Origin of the sequence: Pseudomonas sp. CFBP 13719, assembly GCF_014842095.1 — a bacterium.
GTDB lineage: Bacteria > Pseudomonadota > Gammaproteobacteria > Pseudomonadales > Pseudomonadaceae > Aquipseudomonas.
Genome location: NZ_JACYVB010000011.1, coordinates 43,041 through 68,399 on the forward strand (window position 1 = coordinate 43,041; position 25,359 = coordinate 68,399).

Annotated in this window: 23 protein-coding genes; 7 read left to right on the plus strand and 16 right to left on the minus strand. The window is 59.6% G+C overall.

Annotated elements, in window-relative coordinates; translation table 11 throughout:
• Positions 1-18: 18 nt before the first annotated feature.
• The 14 genes from IFT57_RS24245 to rpmH form a co-directional block, all read right to left on the minus strand.
• A complete protein-coding gene (locus IFT57_RS24245; protein ID WP_043192047.1) occupies positions 19-555 on the minus strand; it encodes a F0F1 ATP synthase subunit delta in 537 nt (178 codons plus the stop codon).
• Positions 556-567: 12 nt separating this feature from the next.
• Positions 568-1,038 carry a F0F1 ATP synthase subunit B gene (locus IFT57_RS24250; protein WP_122480033.1) on the minus strand — a complete coding sequence of 157 codons (471 nt, stop codon included), beginning with the start codon at positions 1,036-1,038 and terminating at the stop codon, positions 568-570.
• Positions 1,039-1,095: 57 nt separating this feature from the next.
• Positions 1,096-1,353, minus strand: a complete 258-nt coding sequence (gene atpE, locus IFT57_RS24255; RefSeq protein ID WP_002555987.1) for a F0F1 ATP synthase subunit C — start codon at positions 1,351-1,353, stop codon at positions 1,096-1,098.
• 134 nt (positions 1,354-1,487) lie between these two features.
• Entirely contained in the window at positions 1,488-2,357 is an 870-nt protein-coding gene (atpB, locus tag IFT57_RS24260) for a F0F1 ATP synthase subunit A (RefSeq protein WP_122480034.1), read from the minus strand.
• A gap of 16 nt (positions 2,358-2,373) precedes the next feature.
• Complete coding sequence (locus IFT57_RS24265) at positions 2,374-2,781, minus strand: F0F1 ATP synthase subunit I (protein WP_122796674.1); 408 nt, start codon at positions 2,779-2,781, stop codon at positions 2,374-2,376.
• Positions 2,782-2,929: 148 nt separating this feature from the next.
• A complete protein-coding gene (locus IFT57_RS24270) occupies positions 2,930-3,802 on the minus strand; it encodes a ParB/RepB/Spo0J family partition protein (RefSeq protein ID WP_192152946.1) in 873 nt (290 codons plus the stop codon).
• A gap of 8 nt (positions 3,803-3,810) precedes the next feature.
• A complete protein-coding gene (locus IFT57_RS24275) occupies positions 3,811-4,602 on the minus strand; it encodes a ParA family protein (protein WP_049860453.1) in 792 nt (263 codons plus the stop codon).
• An 18-nt stretch (positions 4,603-4,620) separates the two neighbouring features.
• Positions 4,621-5,259 (minus strand): 16S rRNA (guanine(527)-N(7))-methyltransferase RsmG, encoded by a 639-nt coding sequence (gene rsmG / locus IFT57_RS24280; protein ID WP_192153006.1) that lies wholly within the window; start codon positions 5,257-5,259, stop codon positions 4,621-4,623.
• 5 nt (positions 5,260-5,264) lie between these two features.
• Positions 5,265-7,163 carry a tRNA uridine-5-carboxymethylaminomethyl(34) synthesis enzyme MnmG gene (gene mnmG, locus IFT57_RS24285; RefSeq protein WP_192152947.1) on the minus strand — a complete coding sequence of 633 codons (1,899 nt, stop codon included), beginning with the start codon at positions 7,161-7,163 and terminating at the stop codon, positions 5,265-5,267.
• Between the two features lie 461 nt (positions 7,164-7,624).
• Positions 7,625-8,995, minus strand: a complete 1,371-nt coding sequence (gene mnmE, locus IFT57_RS24290) for a tRNA uridine-5-carboxymethylaminomethyl(34) synthesis GTPase MnmE (protein WP_192152948.1) — start codon at positions 8,993-8,995, stop codon at positions 7,625-7,627.
• A gap of 79 nt (positions 8,996-9,074) precedes the next feature.
• Complete coding sequence (gene yidC / locus IFT57_RS24295) at positions 9,075-10,760, minus strand: membrane protein insertase YidC (RefSeq protein WP_192152949.1); 1,686 nt, start codon at positions 10,758-10,760, stop codon at positions 9,075-9,077.
• Between the two features lie 2 nt (positions 10,761-10,762).
• Positions 10,763-11,008: a membrane protein insertion efficiency factor YidD gene (yidD, locus tag IFT57_RS24300; protein ID WP_082223633.1), complete on the minus strand. Its 246-nt coding sequence runs from the start codon at positions 11,006-11,008 to the stop codon at positions 10,763-10,765.
• A complete protein-coding gene (gene rnpA, locus IFT57_RS24305; RefSeq protein WP_049860458.1) occupies positions 11,001-11,405 on the minus strand; it encodes a ribonuclease P protein component in 405 nt (134 codons plus the stop codon). The genes yidD and rnpA overlap by 8 nt, the downstream gene beginning before the upstream one ends.
• Positions 11,406-11,418: 13 nt before the next feature.
• Positions 11,419-11,553: a 50S ribosomal protein L34 gene (gene rpmH / locus IFT57_RS24310; protein ID WP_043192020.1), complete on the minus strand. Its 135-nt coding sequence runs from the start codon at positions 11,551-11,553 to the stop codon at positions 11,419-11,421.
• Between the two features lie 624 nt (positions 11,554-12,177).
• Here rpmH and dnaA point away from each other — a divergent pair.
• From dnaA to IFT57_RS24335, 5 genes are all read left to right on the plus strand, one after another.
• A complete protein-coding gene (gene dnaA / locus IFT57_RS24315) occupies positions 12,178-13,686 on the plus strand; it encodes a chromosomal replication initiator protein DnaA (protein WP_192152950.1) in 1,509 nt (502 codons plus the stop codon).
• Between the two features lie 38 nt (positions 13,687-13,724).
• Positions 13,725-14,828 carry a DNA polymerase III subunit beta gene (dnaN, locus tag IFT57_RS24320; protein WP_122480043.1) on the plus strand — a complete coding sequence of 368 codons (1,104 nt, stop codon included), beginning with the start codon at positions 13,725-13,727 and terminating at the stop codon, positions 14,826-14,828.
• A gap of 11 nt (positions 14,829-14,839) precedes the next feature.
• Positions 14,840-15,943, plus strand: a complete 1,104-nt coding sequence (gene recF / locus IFT57_RS24325) for a DNA replication/repair protein RecF (protein ID WP_192152951.1) — start codon at positions 14,840-14,842, stop codon at positions 15,941-15,943.
• Positions 15,944-15,947: 4 nt separating this feature from the next.
• Positions 15,948-18,365 carry a DNA topoisomerase (ATP-hydrolyzing) subunit B gene (gene gyrB / locus IFT57_RS24330; RefSeq protein ID WP_122480045.1) on the plus strand — a complete coding sequence of 806 codons (2,418 nt, stop codon included), beginning with the start codon at positions 15,948-15,950 and terminating at the stop codon, positions 18,363-18,365.
• A 229-nt stretch (positions 18,366-18,594) separates the two neighbouring features.
• Positions 18,595-19,932 carry an MFS transporter gene (locus IFT57_RS24335; RefSeq protein ID WP_192152952.1) on the plus strand — a complete coding sequence of 446 codons (1,338 nt, stop codon included), beginning with the start codon at positions 18,595-18,597 and terminating at the stop codon, positions 19,930-19,932.
• A 100-nt stretch (positions 19,933-20,032) separates the two neighbouring features.
• Here the strand turns inward: IFT57_RS24335 and IFT57_RS24340 are convergent, their stop codons facing one another.
• Positions 20,033-20,920: a LysR family transcriptional regulator gene (locus tag IFT57_RS24340; RefSeq protein WP_122480047.1), complete on the minus strand. Its 888-nt coding sequence runs from the start codon at positions 20,918-20,920 to the stop codon at positions 20,033-20,035.
• Between the two features lie 138 nt (positions 20,921-21,058).
• Between IFT57_RS24340 and IFT57_RS24345 the strand changes: the two genes are divergently transcribed.
• Complete coding sequence (locus tag IFT57_RS24345; protein ID WP_192152953.1) at positions 21,059-22,711, plus strand: GMC family oxidoreductase; 1,653 nt, start codon at positions 21,059-21,061, stop codon at positions 22,709-22,711.
• Between the two features lie 67 nt (positions 22,712-22,778).
• On the plus strand, positions 22,779-24,398 hold the full coding sequence (locus IFT57_RS24350; RefSeq protein WP_122716097.1) for an MFS transporter: 1,620 nt from the start codon (positions 22,779-22,781) through the stop codon (positions 24,396-24,398).
• A 179-nt stretch (positions 24,399-24,577) separates the two neighbouring features.
• Here the strand turns inward: IFT57_RS24350 and IFT57_RS24355 are convergent, their stop codons facing one another.
• The gene (locus IFT57_RS24355) at positions 24,578-25,348 is read right to left on the minus strand and encodes a lysophospholipid acyltransferase family protein (protein WP_192152954.1); all 771 of its coding nucleotides are present in this window, start codon (positions 25,346-25,348) and stop codon (positions 24,578-24,580) included.
• Positions 25,349-25,359: the final 11 nt, after the last annotated feature.

Genomic DNA, 25,359 nt, shown 5'->3' on the forward strand with positions numbered 1-25,359 from the left:
TCTGCTGCCCCTTCAAACTCAAGATTTCAATGCTTCGGCCAGTTTCGCGAGTTTGCCGCGAATCGAGCCATCGATAACCAGGTCGCCGGCGCGGATGACGACGCCACCTATCAGGCTGGCATCCTCCGCAACTTGCAGGCGCACTTCCCGGTCGAGTCGTGCACTGAGAACCTTGGCGAGTTTGTCTTGCTGTTCTTGGTTCAATGCGAAGGCACTGGTGACTTCCACGTCGACCGATTTTTCCTGCTCGGCCTTGTACAGGTCGAACAGCTCGGCGATCTCCGGCAACAGCAGGAGACGGTCGTTTTCGGCAACGACGTGGATGAAATTCTGTGCCTTGGCATCGAACTTGTCGCCGCACACGTCAATGAACGTGGCGGCCTTGTCTGCGCTCGTCAGTCGCGGGGCCTTGAGCAGGCTCTGCATGGTGGCATCTTGCGCCACCGCTGCAGCCAGGCCGAGCATGGCTGACCAATTGGCCAGCTGCTGGTGGGCCTGAGCGTGCTCGAAGGCCGCCTTAGCGTAAGGTCGGGCCAACGTGGTCAGTTCTGCCATGATCGCCCTCGCTTAGATTTCAGCAGCCAGTTTGTTAACCAGCTCCGCGTGCGCGTTTTGATCGATTGTGGCGCCCAGAATCTTCTCGGCACCGCCCACGGCCAGCATACCCAGTTGGGCACGCAGCGCGTCTTTGACGCCGTTCAGTTCCTGCTCGATCTCGGCTTGAGCCTGCACTTTCACGCGGTCAGCGTCGATACGGGCCTTTTCAACGGCCTCTTCGACGATCTGGTTGCCGCGTTTCTTCGCCTGCTCAATGATTTCGGCTGCCTGAGCTTTCGCTTCGCGCAGTTGATGACCCACTTTCTCTTGGGCCAACTCCAGGTCGCGAGCTGCTCGGCTGGCAGCGTCCAAACCATCAGCGATCTTCTTCTGACGTTCGTGCAAAGCCGCGATGACCGGAGGCCACACGAACTTCATGCAGAACAGCACAAAAATGAAGAACGCAACGGTCTGGCCAATCAGGGTTGCATTAATGTTCACGCCAACACCTCGCTCGTTCTTTGTCCATCACACCAATCCACTCGAAGGTTCGAGAGATCAGCCAGCGAGTTGACCAACGAAGGGGTTCGCGAAGGTGAAGAACAGAGCGATACCAACACCGATCATGGTCACGGCGTCGAGCAGACCGGCGACGATGAACATTTTGACTTGCAGCATCGGAACCATTTCTGGCTGGCGAGCAGCGCCTTCCAGGAACTTGCCGCCCAGCAGGCCGAAGCCGATAGCGGTACCCAGTGCGCCCAGGCCGATCAGCAGAGCAACAGCGATAGCGGTTAGACCAACTACAGTTTCCATCTTTCCTCCCGACTTTTTACGTCGTCTTTTGCTTGGTTTTTAGGTTTTAAAGCGGTGTTACAAACCGGTGTTTCGGCCCGGAGGGGCCTCCCTCGCGCCAGAGCGCGAGGGGCATCAGACTCGCCAGGCGGGTCTCAATGGTTTTCTTCGTGCGCCATCGAAAGGTAGACGATGGTCAGCATCATGAAGATGAATGCCTGCAGCGTGATGATCAGGATGTGGAACACGGCCCACGCCCACTGCAGCACGACGCCCAGGCCGCTGAGCCACAACAGGCCGCTGCCGAACATCACGGCGATCAGGATGAACACCAGCTCGCCGGCGTACATGTTGCCGAACAGTCGCAGTGCCAGCGAGATCGGCTTGGCGATCAGGGTGACGAATTCGAGCAGGAAGTTCACCGGGATCAGCAGGATCTTGGCGAAGATGTTCTTGCTGCCGAACGGGTGCAGGGTCAGCTCGCCGATGAAGCCGCCGAGGCCCTTGACCTTGATGCTGTAGAAGATGATCAGCGCGAACACCGACAGGGCCATGCCCAGGGTCGCGTTCGGGTCGGTAGTCGGCACGGCGCGGAACGGGATGTGCGAGTCGCCGGAGATCCAGGCCGCAGCCATCGGGATCCAGTCGACCGGAACCAGGTCGATGGCGTTCATCAGGAACACCCAGACGAAGATCGTCAGCGCCAGCGGTGCAATCACCGCACTGCGGCCATGGAAGCTGTCACGCACGCTGCCATCGACGAACTCGACCAGCACCTCGACGAAGTTCTGCAGGGCACCCGGCTGACCGGACGTTGCCTTCTTCGCCGCCATGCGGAAGATCAGGATGAAGATCAGGCCCAGGGCAACCGACCAGCCGAGGGTATCGACGTGGAACGCCCAAAACCCCATTTCCTTGGCTTCTGCAGCGGTGTGGGCAAAGCCCCAGCCGCCTTCTGGTAGCTGACCGAAGGTCAAGTTCTGCAAGTGGTGCTGGATATAGCCCGAAGCGGTTGTTTCTGCCATGGTTGCCTCAAACGCCCTAAGGTCTCGAAAGTCTTGTTTTCATGAGCAGGGGTGCGAACCAGCTGACCAGTTGGGTCAGCCCGAAGACGCCGAATACAGCCAGCGGCGCCAGTGGTTTCACTCCTGCGAACGTCAGTGCGAACAGCACTGCCGTCAAAATCAGCTTGCCTGCCTCGCCGGCGTAGAACGACCGGACGATGGCTTGTGCGGCCCGGGCTCCGGTGAACCGGAAAGCCTTCCAGGCGAAATACAGATTAGGCAACCAGGCGATCAGGCCTCCGCAGAGCCCCGAATAACCGCTGACTGCCCCGAGCCATTGCCACAGCACCAGAGCTGCCAGCAACGCTACGACACCTTGCGCCAACAACATCGGGAAAACGACCCATTGATGGAACGGCAGGCGGTTTGGCGTGCGGGTTTCCATCGTGGCGACTCCTCAATGGTCGACGTGCCATAAGCCTTAACTTGGCATAAAATGTGCCGACAAAATGCGCGCAGAGTATAGGGGCGCTTCCGCCCCTATTCAACTGCCGGGTAGTGATTTCCGACTGCACGCTACACAGGGAATTGTTTCAGCGAATGTGTGCGAGCACACCCTGCAACTCGTCCAGCGAGTTATAGCGGATCACCAACTGGCCCTTGCCCTTCTGTCCGTGGCGAATCTGCACCGCAGAGCCCAGGCGCTCGGCCAGGCGCTGTTCCAAGCGGGTGATGTCCGGGTCGGCCTTGGCCGGCTCCACAGGCTCGGGCTTGCCACTCAACCACTGCCGTACCAAGGCTTCGGTCTGACGCACGGTCAGACCCCGTGCGACAACGTGTCGCGCCCCTTCGACCTGCTGTTCGTCCGGCAGACCGAGCAACGCGCGCGCATGCCCCATTTCCAGATCGCCGTGAGACAGCATGGTCTTGATCACTTCGGGCAAGGCGATCAGGCGCAGCAGGTTGGCCACGGTCACCCGCGACTTGCCCACTGCATCGGCCACCTGCTGTTGGGTCAACTGGAACTCGTGCTGCAGGCGTTGCAGGGCAATGGCCTCTTCCACCGGGTTGAGGTCTTCGCGCTGGATGTTTTCGATCAATGCCATGGCGATCGCGGCTTCGTCGGGCACATCGCGGACCATGGCTGGAATGGTCTCCAGGCCGGCCTGCTGCGCGGCGCGCCAGCGGCGCTCCCCGGCGATGATCTCGAACCGCGAGTTGGCCACCGGCCGGACCACGATCGGTTGCATCACGCCCTGGGTCTTGATCGAATGCGCCAGCTCTTCGAGGGCCTGCGGGTCCATGTCCCGACGTGGCTGGTATTTACCGCGCTGGATGATGTCCAGGGGCAAATGCTGCAACTCGTTCTGGTCGACCGTGACGGCCTGCTCTTCGAGCGCACTGACGGTCGAACCGCTGAGCAGCGCATCCAGTCCACGCCCGAGACCACGTTTCTTGACGGCCATTGGATTCCTTAAATGACTGCAGCGGTGCGAGATTGGCGACGCTGCCGACGAACCATCTCGCCAGCCAGTGCCAGGTAGGCCAGGGCGCCACGTGAGGATTTGTCGTACGAGAGTGCCGGCATCCCATAGCTGGGTGCTTCGGCCAGACGAATGTTGCGCGGGATGACGGTATCGTAGAGCTGGTCGCCGAAGTGTTCCTTGAGCTGCGCCGATACATCGTTCATCAGGCTCAGGCGCGGGTCGTACATGGTCCGCAGCAAACCCTCGACCTTGAGGTCCGGATTGAGCAGTTCGGCGATGCGCTTGATGTTATCCACAAGGTCACTGAGTCCTTCCAGGGCGAAGTACTCGCACTGCATCGGAATGATCACGCCATCGGACGCGACCAGCGCATTGAGGGTCAGCATCGACAGCGAGGGCGGGCAGTCGATCAGAATGTAGTCGTAGTTGTTGCGCACCGGTGCCAGCGCACTGCGCAGCCGGCTCTCTTTCATCTGCATTTCCAGCAGGACCACCTCGGCCGCCGTCAGGTCACGGTTGGCCGGCAGCAGCTGGTAACCGCCGTGCTCGGAGAAGTGCATGGCCTGGGCCAGGTCGCACTCGCCGATCAGCACGTCGTAGATGGAGTTTTCAAGCGCGTGCTTGTCCACTCCGCTACCCATGGTGGCGTTGCCCTGCGGATCGAGGTCGATCAGCAGCACGCGGCGCTTGGTCGCGACCAGCGATGCTGCGAGGTTGATGCAGGTGGTGGTCTTGCCCACACCACCTTTCTGGTTCGCTATCGCGAATACCTTAGCCATTATTGCTCGTGTTCCCAATCATGCCGTGCGGCGCAGTATCAGCAGATGGCGTTGGCCTTGGCAACCAGGTACGGCCAAGGCGTGTTCGCTATCGAGGTGGAAGTCCGCTGGCAATGCTACCAGTTCGTCAGCTGGATGCAGCCCTTTCATCGCCAACCAGCGTGTGTCGCCGTTGCCCAGGTGACGTGTCCAGTGGGCAAAATCGTGCAGGCTGCTGAACGCACGTGAAACGATACCGGCGAAAGGCTGCTCGGGGACGAAGGTTTCGGCGCGGCTGTGGATAACTTGCAGGTTGGCCAGTCCCAGCTCCAGTTTCGCCTGGGTCTGGAAGCGGGTCTTCTTGCCATTGCTGTCGAGCGTGGCGATCCGTTTTTCAGGAAACATGATCGCCAGCGGGATGCCAGGCATGCCGCCACCACTGCCGACGTCCAGCCAGCTGTCGGCCGCTGCCAGGTACGGCAGGATGCTCAGGCTGTCGAGCAGGTGCCGGGAAACCATTTCGTCGGGATTGCGCACCGCCGTCAGGTTGTACGCCTTGTTCCATTTGATCAGCAGGGCCAGGTAGGCCAGGAGCTGCTCGCGCTGGCCTGCGGACAGTTCGACGCCCAATTGCCGGGCGCCTGTGGACAACTCTTCGCGGTGCTGTTCGGTGACCATGGAACTCAAGCGCTTTGCTCCAACTCACGGCCTGCGCCGCGTTTTTTCAGATGAATCATCAACAGCGAAATGGCTGCGGGCGTGACGCCCGGAATACGCGATGCCTGACCCAGGGTTTCGGGACGGGTCGCACCCAGCTTGCCCTGGATTTCCTTGGACAATCCGGAAATACCGACATAGTCGATATCCACAGGCAGACGGGTGTCTTCGCTTGCACGCAGACGAGCGATCTCGTCCTGTTGACGATCGATGTACCCGGCGTACTTGGTCTTGATCTCGACCTGTTCGGCCACCTGTGGATCGTGCGCGCCGCCGCCGGTGACTTCGACCAGACCGACATAGTCGATCTCCGGTCGGCTGAGCAGGTTAAGCAGGTTGTATTCATGGGTCAACGGCGTACCGAATTTCTCCGCGAGCGCATCGCCCACGGCAGTGTTCGGCCGGACCCAGGTGCTCTTGAGCCGCTGTTCCTCGATTTCGATGGCTTCGCGCTTGGCGCTGAACGCCGCCCAACGGGCGTCGTCGACCAGGCCCAGTTCGCGACCCTTTTCGGTCAGGCGCAGGTCTGCGTTGTCCTCGCGCAGGATCAGGCGATACTCGGCCCGCGAGGTGAACATCCGGTACGGTTCCTGTGTGCCCAGGGTGATCAGGTCATCGACCAGTACACCGATGTAGGCTTCGTCCCGGCGCGGGCACCAGGCGTCTTTGCCCTGCGCACGCAACGCCGCGTTGGCGCCGGCCAGCAACCCCTGGGCGCCGGCCTCTTCGTAGCCGGTGGTGCCGTTGATCTGCCCGGCGAAGAACAGACCGGCGATCACTTTGGTTTCGAGGTTGTACTTGAGATCACGCGGATCGAAGTAGTCGTATTCGATGGCGTAGCCGGGACGCATGATGTGTGCGTTTTCCATGCCTCGGATCGAACGGACGATCTGCAACTGCACATCGAACGGCAGAGACGTGGAAATACCGTTGGGGTACAGCTCGTGGGTGGTCAGCCCCTCCGGCTCGATGAACACCTGATGGCTCTGCTTGTCGGCGAAGCGGTGAATCTTGTCTTCGATCGAAGGGCAGTAGCGTGGACCTATGCCTTCGATTTCACCGGCTGCCGAGTACATCGGCGAGCGATCGAGGTTGGCCGCGATGATTTCATGGGTGCGCGCGTTGGTATGGGTGATCCAGCAACTGACCTGGCGCGGATGCAGTGCCTTGGACCCCATGAACGACATCACCGGGATCGGGGTATCGCCCGGCTGCTCGGTCATTACCGAAAAGTCCACGGATTTGCCGTCGATGCGCGGCGGTGTACCGGTCTTCAACCGGCCTACTCGCAGCGGCAGTTCACGCAGGCGATGGGCCAGGGCGATTGAAGGCGGATCGCCCGCACGCCCCCCGGAATAATTCTGCAAGCCAATGTGGATAAGCCCACCGAGGAAGGTTCCGGTGGTAAGCACCACGGAATCGGCCATGAAGCGCAGGCCCATCTGGGTTACCACACCCTTGACCTCGTCCTGCTCGACGATCAAGTCATCTGCCGGCTGCTGGAATATCCACAGGTTGGGTTGATTCTCCAGGGTTTTGCGAATCGCGGCCTTGTACAGGACCCGGTCGGCCTGGGCACGGGTAGCCCGTACCGCCGGGCCCTTGCGGTTGTTGAGCACGCGAAACTGAATGCCACCCTTGTCGGTAGCCAGTGCCATGGCACCGCCGAGCGCATCGATCTCCTTGACAAGATGACTCTTGCCGATGCCGCCGATGGCCGGGTTGCAGCTCATTGCACCGAGGGTTTCCACGTTGTGCGTCAACAGCAGGGTCTTTGCCCCCATGCGTGCTGAGGCCAGTGCTGCCTCGGTACCGGCATGACCGCCGCCGATGACGATCACTTCAAAACGGGAAGGGAAATCCACCACGCACCTCGTGCCTGTTCAATGTGGGTAATTGGGATAGCGGCGCAGTATAGGGAATTTGCCTCGGCTAAAGAACCCTTCTGCACAAAAAATAACCAGCTGTGGATAGACCGGGTAATAGAAATTAAAAGAGAGAGATTTATTAAAGCTTTGTTTTTATGTTTATTACTATGCAACGACAATTCTGTGGATAAAGTTACGAAAGCCCCGTTCCACGTGATGTACAGAGAAAATAAAGGTTGTGTTCACCTGTTCATGAGCCCGGTGTATAACTGAAATTAACCTGTGGGTAACAAGGTCGCTTACCCACAGGTGGATTTATCATCAGGTTTCGGACCCGCTTATCAACCTGGCTCAGGTGGGCTTTTCCACAGGGCTCCTGCAGCGTGTATAAAAAAAAGCCGCCTCGAAAGGCGGCTGTTGATCAGGTTCATGCGGTTGTCATGGCGGTGACCGCGCGCCTACTTGCCGATGCAGAAGCTCGAAAAGATGCGTCCCAGCAGATCATCGGAACTGAACGCCCCGGTGATTTCACCCAGTGCTTGCTGCGCCAGGCGCAGGTCTTCGGCCAGCAGCTCGCCGGCACCGGCCAGGGTCAATTGATCACGCCCATGGTCGAGGTAGTCGCCGGCGTGGCGCAGGGCTTCGAGGTGGCGTCGACGTGCGCTGAAGCTGCTTTCTGCGGTCTGTTCGTACCCCATGCAGGCCTTGAGATGGTTGCGCAGCAGTTCCAGCCCCTGGCCCGCCCCCTTGGCAGTCAGGCTCAAGGTAACGTGTCCGTCGCCATCCTGCTGCAGACCAATGGGTTCCCCACTCAGATCCGCCTTGTTGCGAATCACCGTGACTTTGCCGATGTCGGGCGTGAGTTCTAGGAACTCCGGCCAGACCGCAAACGGGTCGGCCGCTTCAGCAGCAGTCGCATCCACTACCAGCAGAATGCGATCGGCCTCGGCAATGGCCTTCAGCGCGCGCTGAACGCCGATCTGCTCGACTTCATCGGCCGTGGTGCGCAGCCCTGCCGTGTCGATTACGTGCAACGGCATGCCATCGATGTGGATATGTTCGCGCAGCACGTCCCGGGTCGTGCCGGCAATCTCCGTCACGATAGCGGCTTCGCGTCCAGCCAGCAGGTTGAGCAGGCTCGACTTGCCGGCATTCGGTCGACCGGCGATGACCACGTTCATGCCATCACGCAGCAAGGCCCCCTGCCCGGCCTCGCGCAGCACGGTGGATAACTCGCCACGCACCTTGTCGAGCATGCTCAGTACATGACCATCGGCCAGGAAATCGATTTCCTCCTCGGGAAAGTCGATGGCGGCCTCAACGTAGATACGCAACGCGATGAGCTGCTCGGTCAAGTTATCCACACGGCGGGAAAAAGCCCCTTGCAGCGAACGCACGGCGTTGCGCGCCGCCTGGGCGGAACTGGCTTCGATGAGATCGGCAATGGCTTCGGCCTGGGCGAGGTCAAGCTTGTCGTTGAGGAATGCGCGCTCGCTGAATTCCCCCGGACGTGCCAGGCGGCAGCCCAGCTGCAGGCAGCGCTGCAGGAGCATGTCCATCACCACGGGCCCACCGTGGCCTTGCAGCTCGAGCACGTCCTCGCCGGTGAACGAATTGGGCCCGGGGAAGTACAGGCTCAAGCCCTCGTCGATGACCTGGTATTGCGCGTCGAGCATCGGGCCGTAGTGGGCGTAGCGAGGCGTTGGCACACGGCCGATGATCGCCTGGGCAGCCTCGCTGGCCAATGGTCCGGAGATACGCACGATCCCCACTCCGCCGCGACCCTGGGCAGTGGCAATGGCAGCGATGGTTTCGCGAACGACGTTCATGCAGATACTCCGGTCGAATTTCAGATAGCAAAACGCCCCACGAGGGGGCGCTTTGTGCACAGGTTAGTCGAGCAACCCGTTAAACGGCAGGTTTGTTTGCCGCGGCTTTCTCGATACCGCGCGTGATGTACCACTGCTGGGCAATCGACAGGGTGTTGTTGGTCACCCAGTACAGTACCAGGCCAGCCGGGAACCACAGGAAGAAGAAGGTGAAGACGATGGGCATCATCTTCATCACCTTGGCCTGCATCGGATCCGGAGGCGTTGGGTTCAAGCGCTGCTGAATGAACATGGTCGCGCCCATGATGATCGGCAGGATGAAGAACGGATCCTTGATCGACAGGTCGGTTATCCACAGCAGCCAAGGTGCCTGACGCATCTCGACGCTTTCCAGCAGTACCCAGTACAGGGACAGGAAGACCGGCATCTGCACCAGGATCGGCAAGCAGCCACCCAGCGGATTGATCTTCTCTTTCTTGTACAGCTCCATCATGGCCTGCGACATTTTCTGGCGATCGTCGCCATGCTGCTCCTTGAGCAGAGCCAGCTTCGGCGCAACGGCACGCATACGAGCCATCGACCGGTAGCTGGCGGCCGACAAGGGGAAGAACAGCAGCTTGATCAGGATGGTCAGGCAGATGATCGAGAAGCCCCAGTTACCCAGGATCGCGTGGATGTGCTTGAGCAGCCAGAAGATCGGTTGCGCGATGAACCACAGGATGCCGTAGTCGACGGTCAGCTCCAGGCCTGGGGACAACTCCTTGAGCTTGTCCTGCACCTTCGGACCGGCATACAGGGTGGCTGTGGTTTCGATCTTGCCACCTGGTGCGGCGGACAACGTCGGACCGGTGTAGCCGATGATGTAGTTGCCCTGGTTGTCCTTGCGCGTCATGACGTTGTTGCTGTCACCAGGGGCAGGGATCCAGGCCGTCACGAAGTAGTGCTGCAGCCAGGCCACCCAACCACCTTGTACGGTTTCCTTGAGGCCGGCCTTGTCCATGTCCTTCATCGACACTTTCTTGTACGGCTCGCCGCTTGTCCACAGGGCCGCGCCCAGGTAGGTCGCAGTACCGGTGGCCGTGGTCGACGATGGATCGGAGCTGTTGTCTCGCTTGAGCTGGGCAAACATGTTGCCGCTCCAGTTCTGCGCGCTCTGGTTATCCACAAGGTAACTGACTTTCAGGTCGTACTCGCCGCGATCGACCGTGAAGCGCTTGACGTAGTTGACGCCGTTGTCGCTGTAGGTCAGGTCGACTACCAGCTGGTTCTGACCATCGGCCAGTTGATAACTTTTCTGCGTGGCGCTGTACACCGGGCGCCCGGTGGAACGTGCATCCGGGCCGTTCGCGCCGGTCAGGCCGCTCTGAGCCAGGTAGGTCAACTCACCGCCGTTGTCGAACAACTGGAACGGAATGTTCGGCATGTCCTGGCGCCGAGGGTACTCGGGCAGGTTCAGCTGGACGATATCACCACCGGTAGGGTCGATAGCGAAGTTGAGCACGTCGGTCTTGACCCAGATCAGGTCCTTGCTGACCACGACAGGGGTCGGCACAGGCAGATTGGCATCAGGATTGGCGCTGGGTACATCGGCACTGGCTTGAGTGTTGGTGCCCGGTACCGTTTCCGGCAATGCCGGGGTCGGGTTCTGGGTAGCCATATTCTGAGTCGGCAAGGCGGCTTGACCGTAGTCCTGGTTCCATTTCAGGACCATGACGTAGGCCACGACTGCCAGGGCGACGATCAGGATCGTGCGTTTAATATCCATGATTACTCGGCTATCGAAGAAGAACGGGGTGATGGGGCGTCTGGAACCGGGTCGAAACCACCGGCATTCCATGGGTGACAGCGGCCAAGGCGACGAACGGTCAGCCAGCTTCCACGCAAGAGGCCGTGGATCTCGATGGCTTCGAGCGCGTAGCAAGAGCAACTGGGATAAAAACGACAGTGATTCGCCATGAGAGGGCTGATGGCGTAGCGGTAGAACTGGATCGGAACGATTGCCAGTTTACGCATCTTGACTGTCCACTCCTGCAGGTTCGGTCTTCACCACTGGAGCGGGCCGGTTACGTGCAAGGCGCTTCCAGAGCTTGCCAAAATGCTCATGCAATTCAGGGTTTTCCACGTCGCCCAAACCTTTACGCGCGACGATGACGATGTCCCAGCCAGCCAGTATGTCCTGGTGCAGACGGAACGAGTCACGCATCAAACGTTTCAAGCGATTGCGTTGAACGGCGAGCTTGACGCTCTTTTTACCGATGACCAGCCCCAGACGGGGATGTTCGAGGCCGTTCTCACGCGCAAGAAGCAGCAGGTTCTTGCCGGGGACCTTGCCAGATGGCGAGTCGAAGACTGCTTTGAAGTGCCGGGCTGTCAGCAGACGCTTTTCCCGACCGTAGTCCTGACTCACCACCCGTGCCGAAGGATCAAACTGCCAGACGCTTGCGGCCCTTGGCGCGACGACGCGACAGGACGGTACGGCCGTTCTTGGTAGCCATGCGAGCACGGAAACCGTGGGTGCGAGCGCGCTTGATGGTGCTGGGTTGGAAAGTACGTTTCATGGTTGTTACCTGGTTCGTCCACAACGGGCCGGAATGGACCCCGTTTTAAGAGACCGGCGATTCTAGTGAAAGCGCAGCAGAAGGTCAATTTCCAACCAGCTATTACTTTTTGCATCGTTGATCAGAGCCGTCCGGTACGACGTCATGACCGGCCCTCGCCTTCGATCCATCCACGTCCACGTCCGAACCATTGGATTGGATGTCAGCACCGATCAAATATAAAAATAGAGAAGGGACTTATTTAAAGCTTTTCTGTAATGCTTATAGATCTTAGTGAAGCCCCTTTCTGTGGATAACCGCCTTCACCCCATGCTGGCTGCACCTCTTGGCGATTGGAAACCCTGTCCGGAAGAGGTGCTGCACCTGTGTCGATGCTCAGGACAAGCTGTGGATTAAAACGGCTGATATCCACAGGCATGTTATCCACAGCGCTCGACCCCCACTTGTGCATAGATCTCATGACGGGTTATCCACAGTGCTCAGGAACAGGATTTCGGTGGCTCTAAAGGGATGTTTTTCGTGCTTTGGAGTGAGCTTGCAGGCCCTACATGTGGATAAGTGTGAGGACCGCCGGTACAATGGGGGTTGTTTTTGCCTTGCCGGCTTTCAATTCAGGGGATACCTGTGTCAGTGGAACTTTGGCAGCAGTGCGTGGAACTCCTGCGCGATGAACTGCCTGCCCAGCAATTCAACACCTGGATCCGTCCGCTACAGGTCGAAGCCGAAGGCGACGAGTTGCGGGTCTACGCGCCCAACCGCTTTGTGCTGGACTGGGTAAACGAGAAATACCTGACACGACTTCTCGAACTGTTGGGTGAGCACGGCAACGGACTCGCGCCGGCGCTTTCGTTGCTGATCGGCAGCCGCCGCAGCTCGACGCCCCGCGCTGCATTCAATGCCCCGCTGGCAGCCTCTGCAGCGGCAAGCCAGGCGCAGGCGGCCCCAGTGGCTGCCGTGCCTGCAGTTGCGCCTGTAGAGGCCGTTTCCAAGCCTTCGGCGGCCAGTGAGGAACCCTCGCGGGACAGTTTCGACCCCATGGCCGGCGCCAGCTCGCAACCGGCACCCGTACGTGCCGAGCAGCGCACCGTGCAGGTAGAAGGTGCGCTCAAGCACACCAGCTATCTGAATCGCACCTTTACCTTTGAAAACTTCGTCGAAGGTAAATCCAACCAGTTGGCGCGCGCCGCTGCCTGGCAGGTTGCGGACAACCCCAAGCATGGCTACAACCCGCTGTTCCTTTATGGCGGTGTGGGTCTGGGTAAAACGCACTTGATGCATGCTGTGGGTAACCATCTGCTCAAGAAGAATCCGAATGCCAAGGTCGTCTACCTGCATTCCGAGCGATTCGTGGCCGACATGGTCAAGGCATTGCAGCTGAACGCGATCAACGAATTCAAGCGGTTCTATCGTTCGGTCGATGCATTGCTGATCGATGACATCCAGTTTTTCGCCCGCAAGGAACGCTCCCAGGAGGAGTTCTTCCATACGTTCAATGCGCTGCTCGAGGGCGGCCAGCAGGTCATCCTGACCAGCGACCGCTACCCCAAGGAAATCGAAGGGCTCGAAGAGCGCCTGAAGTCGCGCTTTGGCTGGGGCTTGACGGTGGCGGTCGAACCGCCGGAGCTCGAGACGCGAGTGGCCATCCTGATGAAGAAAGCGGATCAGGCCAAGGTGGATTTGCCCCATGATGCGGCGTTTTTCATTGCCCAGCGAATCCGTTCCAACGTGCGCGAACTCGAAGGTGCACTCAAGCGGGTCATAGCGCACTCGCACTTCATGGGCCGCGAGATCACCATCGAGCTGATCCGCGAGTCGCTCAAGGATTTGCTAGCGCTGCAGGATAAACTCGTGAGTGTGGATAACATTCAGCGCACCGTGGCCGAGTATTACAAGATCAAGATTTCCGATCTGCTGTCCAAGCGCCGCTCGCGTTCGGTAGCGCGTCCGCGGCAGGTGGCCATGGCCCTGTCCAAGGAACTGACCAACCACAGCTTGCCGGAAATCGGCGATGTGTTTGGTGGCCGTGACCACACTACCGTGCTGCACGCCTGCCGCAAGATCAACGAACTCAAGGAATCCGATGCGGATATCCGCGAGGACTACAAGAACCTGCTGCGTACCCTGACCACGTGAACACTCACTACGCAGCTTTTGAGGCAAGGGACTAGACCATGCATTTCACCATTCAACGCGAAGCCCTGTTGAAACCCCTGCAGCTGGTCGCCGGCGTCGTCGAACGCCGACAGACCTTGCCTGTGCTTTCCAACGTGCTGCTGGTCGTTCAGGGGCAGCAGCTGTCTCTGACCGGTACCGACCTGGAAGTGGAACTGGTTGGCCGCGTACAGCTGGAAGAGCCAGCCGAGCCCGGCGAGATCACCGTGCCTGCGCGAAAGTTGATGGACATCTGCAAGAGCTTGCCCAACGACGCCCTGATCGACATCAAGGTGGATGAGCAGAAGGTGGTGGTCAAGGCCGGACGCAGCCGTTTCACTTTGTCGACGCTACCGGCCAATGACTTCCCGACGGTCGAGGAAGGCCCGGGTTCGCTGACGTGCAGCCTGGTCCAGAGCAAGCTGCGCCGGTTGATCGAGCGCACCAGTTTCGCCATGGCTCAACAGGACGTTCGCTATTACCTCAACGGCATGCTGCTGGAAGTATCGGCAGGTATCATCCGCGCCGTCGCAACTGACGGACACCGTTTGGCCATGTGTTCGATGCAAGCCGACATCGGCCAGGCCGATCGGCATCAGGTCATCGTGCCGCGCAAGGGTATTCTGGAGTTGGCCCGCCTGCTGACCGAGCCTGATGGCAATGTCAGCATCGTGCTGGGCCAGCACCATATCCGTGCCACCACCGGTGAGTTCACATTCACCTCCAAACTGGTCGATGGCAAATTCCCCGACTACGAGCGCGTGTTGCCAAAAGGCGGCGACAAGTTGGTGGTTGGCGATCGTCAGGCCTTGCGTGAAGCGTTCAGCCGCACCGCTATTCTGTCCAACGAAAAGTACCGCGGCATCCGTTTGCAGCTGGCTGCCGGTCAGCTGAAAATCCAGGCCAACAACCCTGAACAGGAAGAAGCGGAAGAAGAAGTGGCCGTCGACTACAACGGTGGCGCGCTGGAGATCGGCTTCAACGTGAGTTATCTGCTCGACGTGCTGGGCGTAATGACGACGGAGCAGGTGCGCCTGATTTTGTCCGATTCCAACAGCAGCGCCTTGGTGCAGGAATCGGACAACGACGACTCGGCATATGTCGTCATGCCGATGCGCCTCTGACCCCTGCCTGAATGTCCCTTACCCGCGTCACAGTCACCGCGGTGCGCAACCTGCACCCGGTGACCTTCTCCCCCTCTCCGCGTATCAACATCCTTTACGGTGCCAACGGCAGTGGCAAGACCAGCGTACTGGAAGCGATTCACTTGCTGGGCCTTGCTCGATCTTTCCGCAGTACGCGCCTGGTGCCAATCATCCAGCACGATCAGGCAAGCGCTACGGTGTTCGGGCAGGTCGAACTGGCCGAAGGTGGACAGAGCAACCTCGGGATATCCAGAGAGCGCCAAGGCGATTTCACCATCCGTATAGATGGTCAGAATGCACGAAGCGCAGCGCAGCTCGCGCAGATTCTGCCGCTGCAGCTGATCAATCCTGAAAGCTTCCGTCTACTGGAAGGCGCGCCAAAAATTCGCAGGCAGTTTCTCGACTGGGGTGTGTTCCACGTGGAACCTCGCTTCATGTCCACCTGGCAGCGCCTGCAGAAGGCCTTGAAGCAACGAAACTCGTGGCTTCGACATGGTACACTTGACGTTGCTTCGCAAGCGGCCTGGGACCGAGAACTCTGTCTCGCCAGTGCGGAAATCGATGAATACCGCCGTGCTTATATCAAGGCGCTCAAACCCGTTTTTGAACAGACACTCGCCGAGCTGGTGCAGCTCGATGGGCTCACTCTGAGTTATTACCGGGGTTGGGACAAGGATCGTGAGCTTGCTGAGGTATTGGCAGGTTCATTGTTGAGAGATCAGCAGATGGGACATACCCAGGCTGGACCTCAACGCGCCGATCTTCGCCTTAGAATGGGCGCTCACAATGCAGCTGACATATTGTCGCGCGGTCAGCAGAAGCTGGTGGTGTGCGCACTTCGTATCGCCCAAGGCCATTTGGTAGGTCAGGCTCGCCGAGGGCAATGCATCTATCTGGTGGACGATTTGCCCTCTGAATTGGATGAGCAACATCGCCGCGCATTATGCCGCTTGTTGGAAGAATTACGCTGCCAGGTGTTCATCACCTGTGTAGATCAGGAATTATTGAGGGAAGGCTGGCAAACGGAAACGCCAGTTGCCGTGTTCCACGTGGAACACGGCGGTATTACCCAGACCCAAGATCATCGGGAGTGAAGGCATGAGCGAGAATCAAACGTACGACTCCTCCAGCATCAAGGTGCTGAAAGGGCTTGATGCCGTACGCAAACGTCCCGGTATGTACATCGGCGACACCGATGATGGTAGCGGCCTGCACCACATGGTCTTCGAGGTGGTGGACAATTCCATCGATGAAGCACTGGCCGGCCACTGTGATGAAATCACCATCACCATTCATCCAGACGAATCCATTTCCGTGACCGACAATGGCCGCGGCATTCCTGTAGATGTGCATAAAGAAGAAGGCGTGTCGGCAGCCGAGGTCATCATGACCGTCCTGCACGCGGGCGGTAAGTTCGACGATAACTCGTACAAGGTTTCCGGCGGTCTGCACGGTGTGGGTGTGTCCGTAGTGAACGCACTCTCTGAAAGCCTGCAACTGACAGTGCGTCGCGCTGGCAAATTGTGGGAACAGTTCTATGTGCACGGCGTACCGCAGGAACCCATGCAGATCGTTGGTGAAAGCGAGACCACCGGTACCAAGATCCACTTCAAGCCGTCGGCCGATACGTTCAAGAATATCCACTTCAGCTGGGATATTCTGGCGAAGCGAATTCGCGAGTTGTCGTTCCTCAACTCCGGTGTGGGTATCCTGCTCAAGGATGAGCGCACCGCCAAGGAAGAGCTGTTCAAGTTCGAAGGTGGCCTGCGGGCATTCGTTGAATACCTCAATACCAACAAGACACCCGTGAACCAGGTGTTTCACTTCAATGTGCAACGCGACGATGGCGTGGGCGTTGAAGTGGCACTGCAGTGGAACGACAGCTTCAACGAAAACCTGTTGTGCTTCACCAACAACATTCCGCAGCGTGACGGTGGTACTCACTTGGTAGGTTTCCGGTCGGCACTGACGCGCAACCTGAACAACTACATCGAGCAGGAAGGCCTGGCCAAGAAGAACAAGGTCTCGACCACTGGCGACGATGCGCGTGAAGGCCTGACTGCGATCATTTCGGTGAAAGTGCCTGACCCCAAGTTCAGCTCGCAGACCAAGGACAAGTTGGTTTCGTCCGAAGTGAAAACCGCGGTCGAGCAGGAGATGGGCAAGTACTTCTCGGACTTTCTTCTTGAGAACCCGAACGAAGCCAAGGCCGTGGTTGGCAAAATGATCGACGCAGCACGTGCCCGCGAAGCTGCCCGCAAGGCGCGCGAGATGACCCGTCGCAAGGGTGCATTGGACATCGCTGGCCTGCCAGGCAAATTGGCCGACTGCCAGGAGAAGGACCCTGCCCTTTCCGAACTCTACCTGGTGGAGGGTGACTCCGCCGGTGGTTCGGCCAAGCAGGGCCGCAATCGCAAGACCCAGGCGATCCTGCCGCTCAAGGGCAAGATCCTCAACGTCGAGAAAGCACGCTTCGACAAGATGATCTCGTCCCAGGAAGTCGGTACCCTGATCACGGCACTGGGCTGCGGTATCGGTCGCGAAGAGTACAACATCGACAAGTTGCGCTATCACAACATCATCATCATGACCGATGCCGACGTTGACGGATCGCACATCCGCACCTTGTTGCTGACCTTCTTCTTCCGTCAGTTGCCCGAGCTGATCGAGCGCGGCTACATCTACATTGCCCAGCCGCCGCTGTACAAGGTGAAGAAAGGCAAGCAGGAGCAGTACATCAAGGACGACGACGCCATGGAAGAGTACATGACGCAGTCGGCCCTGGAAGATGCGAGCCTGCACCTCAACGACTCGGCACCCGGTATTTCCGGTGAAGCGTTGGAGCGTCTGGTCAATGACTTCCGCATGGTCATGAAGACGCTCAAGCGTCTGTCGCGTTTGTACCCGCAGGAGCTGACCGAGCACTTCGTGTACCTGCCGGCAGTGGCACTCGAGCAGCTGGGCGATCACGAAGCCATGCAGGCGTGGCTGGCCAAGTTCGATGCACGTCTGCGTACCAGCGAGAAATCGGGCCTGGTGTACAAGGCCAGCCTGCGTGAAGACCGTGAGCGTAACGTCTGGCTGCCTGAGGTGGAGATCACCTCCCATGGTCTGGCGAGCTACATCACGTTCAACCGGGACTTCTTCGGCAGCAATGACTACAAGACCGTGACCGCCTTGGGCGCACAGTTGGCCAGTCTGCTGGACGAAGGTGCCTATGTGAAACGTGGTGAGCGCAAGAAGGCGGTGGTCGAGTTCAAGGAAGCCCTCGAGTGGCTGATGACCGAAAGCACCAAGCGCCATACCATCCAGCGCTACAAAGGTCTGGGTGAGATGAACCCAGACCAGTTGTGGGAAACCACGATGGACCCAAGCGTGCGACGCATGCTCAAGGTCACCATCGAGGATGCGATCGGCGCCGACCAGATCTTCAACACCCTGATGGGTGATGCGGTCGAGCCTCGTCGCGAGTTCATCGAGAGCAATGCACTGGCAGTGTCGAACCTGGATTTCTGAGGCTTCGGCCCGTCCATCGAACCCCGGCGCCGTTGGCCCGGGGTTTTTTTATGGGCGTTTGCCCAGCCCCTCGTGCCATGGAGTGACGAAGCAACGCTGGCGTGGATCTTGCGAAGTTTATTGAAGGTTCGCTACGGGCATGACTACGCCAATGCCGCTTTTCGGCAGAGGTGTCACCCCACGCACCGGATAATCGATGGCTCGACACGTCTGCACAGGGGTAAAGATCATGGACCATGCAATGGAGGGGCGGGTATCCCCCGCGACGTTGAAAAAGGTGATCTGCGCGGCTGCCGTGGGCAACTTCGTGGAATGGTTCGACTTTGCGGTCTACGGCTTTCTGGCCACGGCGATTGCCCAGCAATTTTTCCCCAGCACGGATGCCACCACCGGACTGCTGAAAACGTTCGCGGTGTTTGCCGTGGCCTTCGCGTTCCGGCCTCTGGGCGGGATTGTGTTCGGCATGCTCGGCGATCGCATAGGACGCAAGAAGGTGCTGGCCATGACCATCCTGCTCATGGCTGGTGCAACGACGCTGATTGGCTTGCTGCCGACCTATGCCGCCATAGGCATTGCCGCCCCGATCATGCTCACGCTGATCCGTTGTGCCCAGGGTTTTTCTGCAGGAGGCGAATACGCTGGAGCCTGCGCCTATCTCATGGAGCACGCCCCACGTACCCAGCGTGCGTGGTATGGAAGCTTCATCCCGGTATCGACCTTCAGCGCGTTCGCCTGCGCTGCGGTCATGGCCTATGGATTGGACGCGTCGCTGTCGCCCGAAGCGATGGCCAGCTGGGGTTGGCGGGTGCCGTTTCTGATTGCAGCGCCGTTGGGCCTGGTCGGGCTGTACCTGCGCTGGCGGCTGGATGAAACGCCTGCGTTCCAGGCTGTCAAGCAAGAGCATGACGTGGCCCACTCGCCGCTCAAGGATACTTTGCGCAGTCACGGCGGTGCGATCCTGTGCCTGGGTGCCTTCGTGTCCCTGACTGCCCTCTCCTTCTATACGTTCACCACCTACTTTGCGACTTATCTGCACGTGGTCGGTGGTTTGAGCCGAGCGACGGCGCTGCTGATTTCGGTCATCGCCTTGGTGTTCGCGGCATTGATGTGCCCGGTCGCGGGAGCTTTCTCCGACAAGGTCGGTCGCCGGGCCACGGTGGCGACAACGGGCGTGCTGATGATTGCGGTGGTCTACCCATCGTTCCTGCTGGCCAGTTCGGGCTCTTTCGTCGCCTCTGTAGTGGGTGTGATGATGCTGGCGGTGGGCGCTGTGCTCAGTGGTGTAGTGACAGCAGCGCTGTTGTCGGAAACCTTCCCGACCCGAACCCGCTACACGGCCTCGGCGATCACCTACAACCTCGCCTACACGGTGTTTGGCGGCACGGCGCCGCTGATGGCGACCTGGTTGATCGGTATGACGGGGAGCAACCTGTCGCCAGCGTTTTACTTGATGGCGGTTTCGGTGCTGGCGCTCGCGGGCGGTCTGGCACTGCCGGAGACGTCGAAGATCTCTCTGCATGGCAATGCAGGGGAAGCTGTTCACGGTGGGCAGCCGGTGGTTGTTTGAGCCGGTTGGATCTGTGGCGACTAGGCTGACGTTTTCGCGGGCAGAGCCCGCTCCCACATGAAGGCAACATTCAGTGCCATGTGGGAGCCGGGCATGGGTTTCAGGTGGCGAGCAAGGTAGCCTGCTGGTCGGCGCACAGTTGCAGGAGGAAATCCCAGACCACGCGCAGCCGTACCGATTTGTGCAGTTCGCGTCGGGTGCTGATCCAGTAACTGCGCTGGATGGTTTCGTCGGGCAGTACGCGTACCAGCCGTGGGTCCTTGGCAGCCATGTACACGGGCAACACGGCGATGCCCAGGCCAATGCACGCTGCCTCTTGCTGAGCAAGCACACTGGTGCTGCGAAAGGCCACGACTGGGTTGCGACAGAAGCTGTTGAGCAATAACAGCTCCTGGCTGAACAGCAGGTCATCGACATAGCCGATCCAGCGATGCTGTGCCAAGTCTTCACGATTGCGCAGCGGCTCGGAAGCAGCCAGGTAATCGGCACTGGCATACAGTGCCAGGTTGTAGTCGGTGAGCTTGCGGGTGATCAGCAGATCGGCATTGGGACGCTCGAGGTGCACGCTGATTTCGGCTTCGCGGTTGAGAATGCTGACAAAGCGCGGCACGGCCACCAGCTCCACTTCCAGGCCTGGATACCGCCTGAACAGTTCGCCGAGGCGCGGTGTGATGAAGGCAATACCGATGCCTTCGGTGACGCCCAGGCGGATCTTGCCAAGCGGATTGAATGACTGCGTAATGTCTTCCTGCGCGCGCAGGGCCAGGTTCTCCATGGCCTCGGCGTGTTTGAGCAGTGTCTGCCCCGCCGGTGTCAGTTCGTAGCCGTGGGCGTTCTGCACGAACAGCGGCGTGCCCAGGTGGCGCTCGATGCTTTCGATGTGCCGGGCGACCGTACTGTGAGTGGTATGCAGGCGTTTGGCAGCGGTCAGCAATCGGCCGCTGCGTTGCAGCTCGAGGAAGAAGCGCAGGTCGTTCCAGTCGAACATCGATTTTCCCTTGTTAATCAACTGCGCTCTGGACTGTGCGAAAACGCTCAGCCCCTGGGTGAAATCTTTAGTTTTCACCACGAAGCTAATCAATAACATGGGGAACGACAAGAACAATAAAACGGCGCGGAGTACACCATGCCATCAGTCCCATCCGTCTATGACTACATCATTGTCGGCGCAGGTCCTGCAGGTTGTCTGCTTGCCAATCGACTGTCGGCCGACCCTTCGGTAAAGGTACTGTTGCTCGAGGCGGGTGGCCGGGACAACTATGCCTGGATCCATATCCCGGTTGGCTACCTGTTCTGCATCGGTAATCCCCGCACCGACTGGTGTTTCAAGACCCAGCCACAACCAGGCCTCGACGGCCGCAGCCTCAACTACCCTCGGGGCAAGGTCCTTGGCGGCTGCTCGTCGATCAATGGCATGATCTACATGCGCGGCCAGTCCAGCGACTATGATCGCTGGGAGGCCTTGGGCAATCCTGGCTGGGGCTGGAAAGACGTCCTTCCATTGTTCCGCAAGAGCGAAAACCATCATGCCGGCGACTCGGAGTTCCACAGCGCCGAGGGCGAGTGGCGAGTCGAGCAGCAGCGCTATCGCTGGCCCATTCTCGACGCCTTCCGCAGTGCGGCGGCCGAGTCCGGGATCGCCAGCATCGAAGACTTCAACACCGGAGACAACCAGGGTTGCGGTTACTTCCAGGTCAATCAGAAGTCCGGTGTGCGCTGGAATTCGACCAAGGCTTTCCTGCGTCCCGCACTTAAACGGTCAAATCTGACGGTGCACACTGGCGTGCGGGTGGACAAGGTGCTGCTGCAAGACGGTCGTGCCCATGCGGTGGCTGCACGCTGGCAGGGCGCCGACCATCGGTTCGAGTCGCGCGGAGAGATCATTCTGTGCGCCGGTGCAATCGGTTCGCCGAACATTCTCCAGCGCTCCGGCATTGGCCCCCGGCCCTTGCTCGAACGCCTGGGCATCGATGTGCAGCACGAGCTGCCCGGCGTAGGTGGCAATCTGCAGGACCATCTGCAGCTGCGGCTGGTGTACAAGGTCAGCAACGCGCGCACCCTCAACCAGGTTGCCAACAGCCTGTGGGGCAAGTTCGGCATGGGTGTGCGTTACCTTTATGACCGCAGCGGGCCGTTGGCGATGGCGCCAAGTCAGCTGGGCGCGTTCGTGCGCTCCAGCCCCGAGCAGCCCTCTCCCAATCTTCAATACCACGTGCAGCCGCTGTCGTTGGAACGCTTCGGCGAGCCGCTGCATCGGTTTCCTGCGTTTACCGCTTCGGTGTGCAACCTGCGACCCAAGAGCCGCGGGCGCGTCGATATCAGCTCGGCCGATCCGGACGCAGCGCCGCTGATCGATCCCAACTACCTCAGCCATCCCGACGACGTGCAGGTGGCGGTCGATGCCATACGCCTGACGCGCAAGATCGTCCGGGGCTCGGCCCTGCAAGGCTTTGCCCCGCAGGAATACCTGCCAGGCGCGGACGTGCAAAGTGAAGAAGCGCTGCGCGCGGCAACAGGACGCATAGGAACGACTATCTTTCATCCAGCAGGCACCTGTCGCATGGGCAGCGACACCCTGGCGGTGGTGGATGCACAACTCAAGGTTCGCGGCGTGCAGGGGCTGCGTGTGGCAGACGCGTCGATCATGCCGGAAATCGTCTCGGGCAATACCTGCTCGCCGACGGTGATGATCGCCGAGAAGGCAGCGCAGATGATTCTGCATCCGCAGCCGCTGGAGGCCGTGCCGGCCATCGCGCTGCAGGTGCCGGAAACGATTTGACCGAGTGCAGGCAGTACTCGGGAAAGGCAACAGTGGAACAACAACAATAATCACTGAGGATGGCGATATGGCGGATTATCTGCAACACGGCGCGGCGGCAGCGCCTGCCGTGAACCGGGACGAGAAGAAGATTATCTTCGCATCGTCGCTGGGGACGGTTTTCGAATGGTACGACTTCTTCCTGTACGGCGCCCTGGCTGCGGTGATCAGCAAGCAGTTCTTCGCCGGAGTGAACGAGACCACAGCCTTCATCTTCGCCCTCATGGCGTTTGCTGCAGGCTTCCTGGTGCGGCCCTTCGGTGCCTTGGTGTTCGGACGCCTGGGCGACATGATCGGGCGCAAGTACACCTTCCTCATGACCATCATCCTGATGGGCGTCTCGACCTTTGCGGTGGGATTGCTGCCGACCTATGCCAGCATCGGTATTGCCGCGCCGATCATCCTGGTGCTGTTGCGCATGCTTCAGGGCCTGGCTCTGGGCGGCGAGTATGGCGGCGCAGCGACGTACGTGGCCGAACATGCCCCGCAGAAAAAACGTGGTTTCCACACCGGCTGGATCCAGTCGACAGCCACCCTGGGCCTGCTGCTGTCATTGCTGGTGGTAATGGGCAGCCGCTATATCAGTGGCGATCAATTCGAAGTCTGGGGCTGGCGCCTGCCGTTCCTGCTGTCGATCGTCCTGCTGGGAATCTCCACCTGGATCCGCCTGAGCCTGAGCGAATCGCCTACGTTCACCAAGATGAAGGCCGAGGGCAAGACGAGTAAATCGCCGATCCGCGAGTCGTTCGGTTCCTGGCAGAACCTGAAGATCGTGCTGACCGCGTTGTTCAGCATCAATGCGGGGCAGGCAGTGACGTTCTACTGTGCGCAGTTCTATGTGCTGTTCTTTCTGACGCAGATGCTCAAGATGGACCCGGCGCTAGCCAATCAGCTGCTGATCATCAGTGTGGTCATCGGTGCGCCGTTCTTCGTGTTCTTCGGTTGGCTGTCCGACCGTGTCGGGCGCAAACCCATCCTGATGCTTGGCCTGCTGCTGGCGACCTTCGCGTACTTCCCCCTGTTCAAGGGATTGAGCCACTACGCCAACCCGCAGATCGACAATGCCACCCGCAACTCGCCGGTCACGGTGATGGCGGACCCTTCGACGTGCACCTTCCAGTTCGACCCAGTGGGCAAGGCCAAATTCGACAGCCCCTGCGACAAGGTCAAGACGTTGCTGATCAAGTCGGGTGTCCCGTACAGCTCGGCAGCGCCGGTTGACGGGACGGATGTGGCAATCACGGTCGGTGAACAACGGATCAATGGCTACGATGAGCCAGCCCTGCGTGCGGCCATCGCCCAGGCAGGCTATCCCGCCAAAGCCGATTCGAGCCTGGTCAATCAGCCCATGGTGGTGCTGATCATCGTCGCCATGATTCTGATTGCCACGATGACCTATGGGCCGCTGGCAGCGGTGATGGTCGAGCTCTTCCCCACCCGCATCCGCTACACCTCCTTGTCCCTGCCCTACCACATCGGCAACGGCTGGTTCGGCGGATTCCTGCCCACGGTGTCGTTCGCGCTGGTGGTGTACACGGGGGATATCTTCTACGGACTGTGGTACCCGGTGCTGGTGACCGGTATCAGCTTCGTGGTGGGGATGTTCTGTCTGAAGGAAACACGGCACGTGGACCTGGACAAGGTCTGAGGTCTGGTTCGAAGCCCGGCAGTGAAAGGCCCCGAAAGGCAAGCCTTTCACCGCCGTGCAAAAAACTTATGCACCAACTGCCGGGCGTCGGCAGGTTTTGAAAACTGCATATTCAACAAGCGGTTACGCAGCTTTCGAAGACTTGACGCGAGAAACAATACACAAGTTATCCACAGAAACTAGATGACCGGCGTGGGTGTGGTCTGCGGATGCTCCGGCAGCGCACCCATGGCTTGTTGAGTTTGCTCGTTCCAAGCCTGGACGCGCTCGTTCAAGGCCGCAATGGCCCGCGGTCCGGTGCCTTCGGCGTACATGGGTGCCCCGATGACCACCTCGATGGTGCCGCGATGCTTGTTCCAGCCTTCCTTGGGCCAGTAGCGCCCGGCATTGTGGGCAATGGGCAGCACCGGCAACTGCGCGTTCACCGCCAGGGCACTGCCACTGCGGGTGAATTTGCCGATCTGACCGTACGGCACACGCGTACCCTCCGGGAAGATCAGTACCCAGACACCGTCTTTCAGCAGCGTATCGCCCTTGCTGGCAACTTCTTTGAGCGCCGACTTGGGGTTGTCGCGGTCGATGGCGATAGGACGCAGCATGGCCATGGCCCAGCCAAAGAACGGCACGAACAGCAGCTCGCGTTTGAGCACCTGGCTCAGGGGCTGGAAGTACGCGGACAGGAAAAAGGTTTCCCATGTGCTCTGATGGTTGGAAACGATGACGCATGGGGTTTGCGGAACGTTTTCCGCACCCTTCACCCGCACGTCGATGCCCAGCATGACGCGCGTCAGCCACAGCGCACAGCGGCACCAGTAGACGTTGATGAAACGGTAGCGCGCCTTGAACGACAGAAAGGGCGCGATGAAAAAGCTCAGGGTGCACCACAGCAAGGCGCTGCTGCCCAGAAGCAGATAAAAGGCAAAGATTCTGATTGCCCGCAGGATCGACATAGCGGTGGATA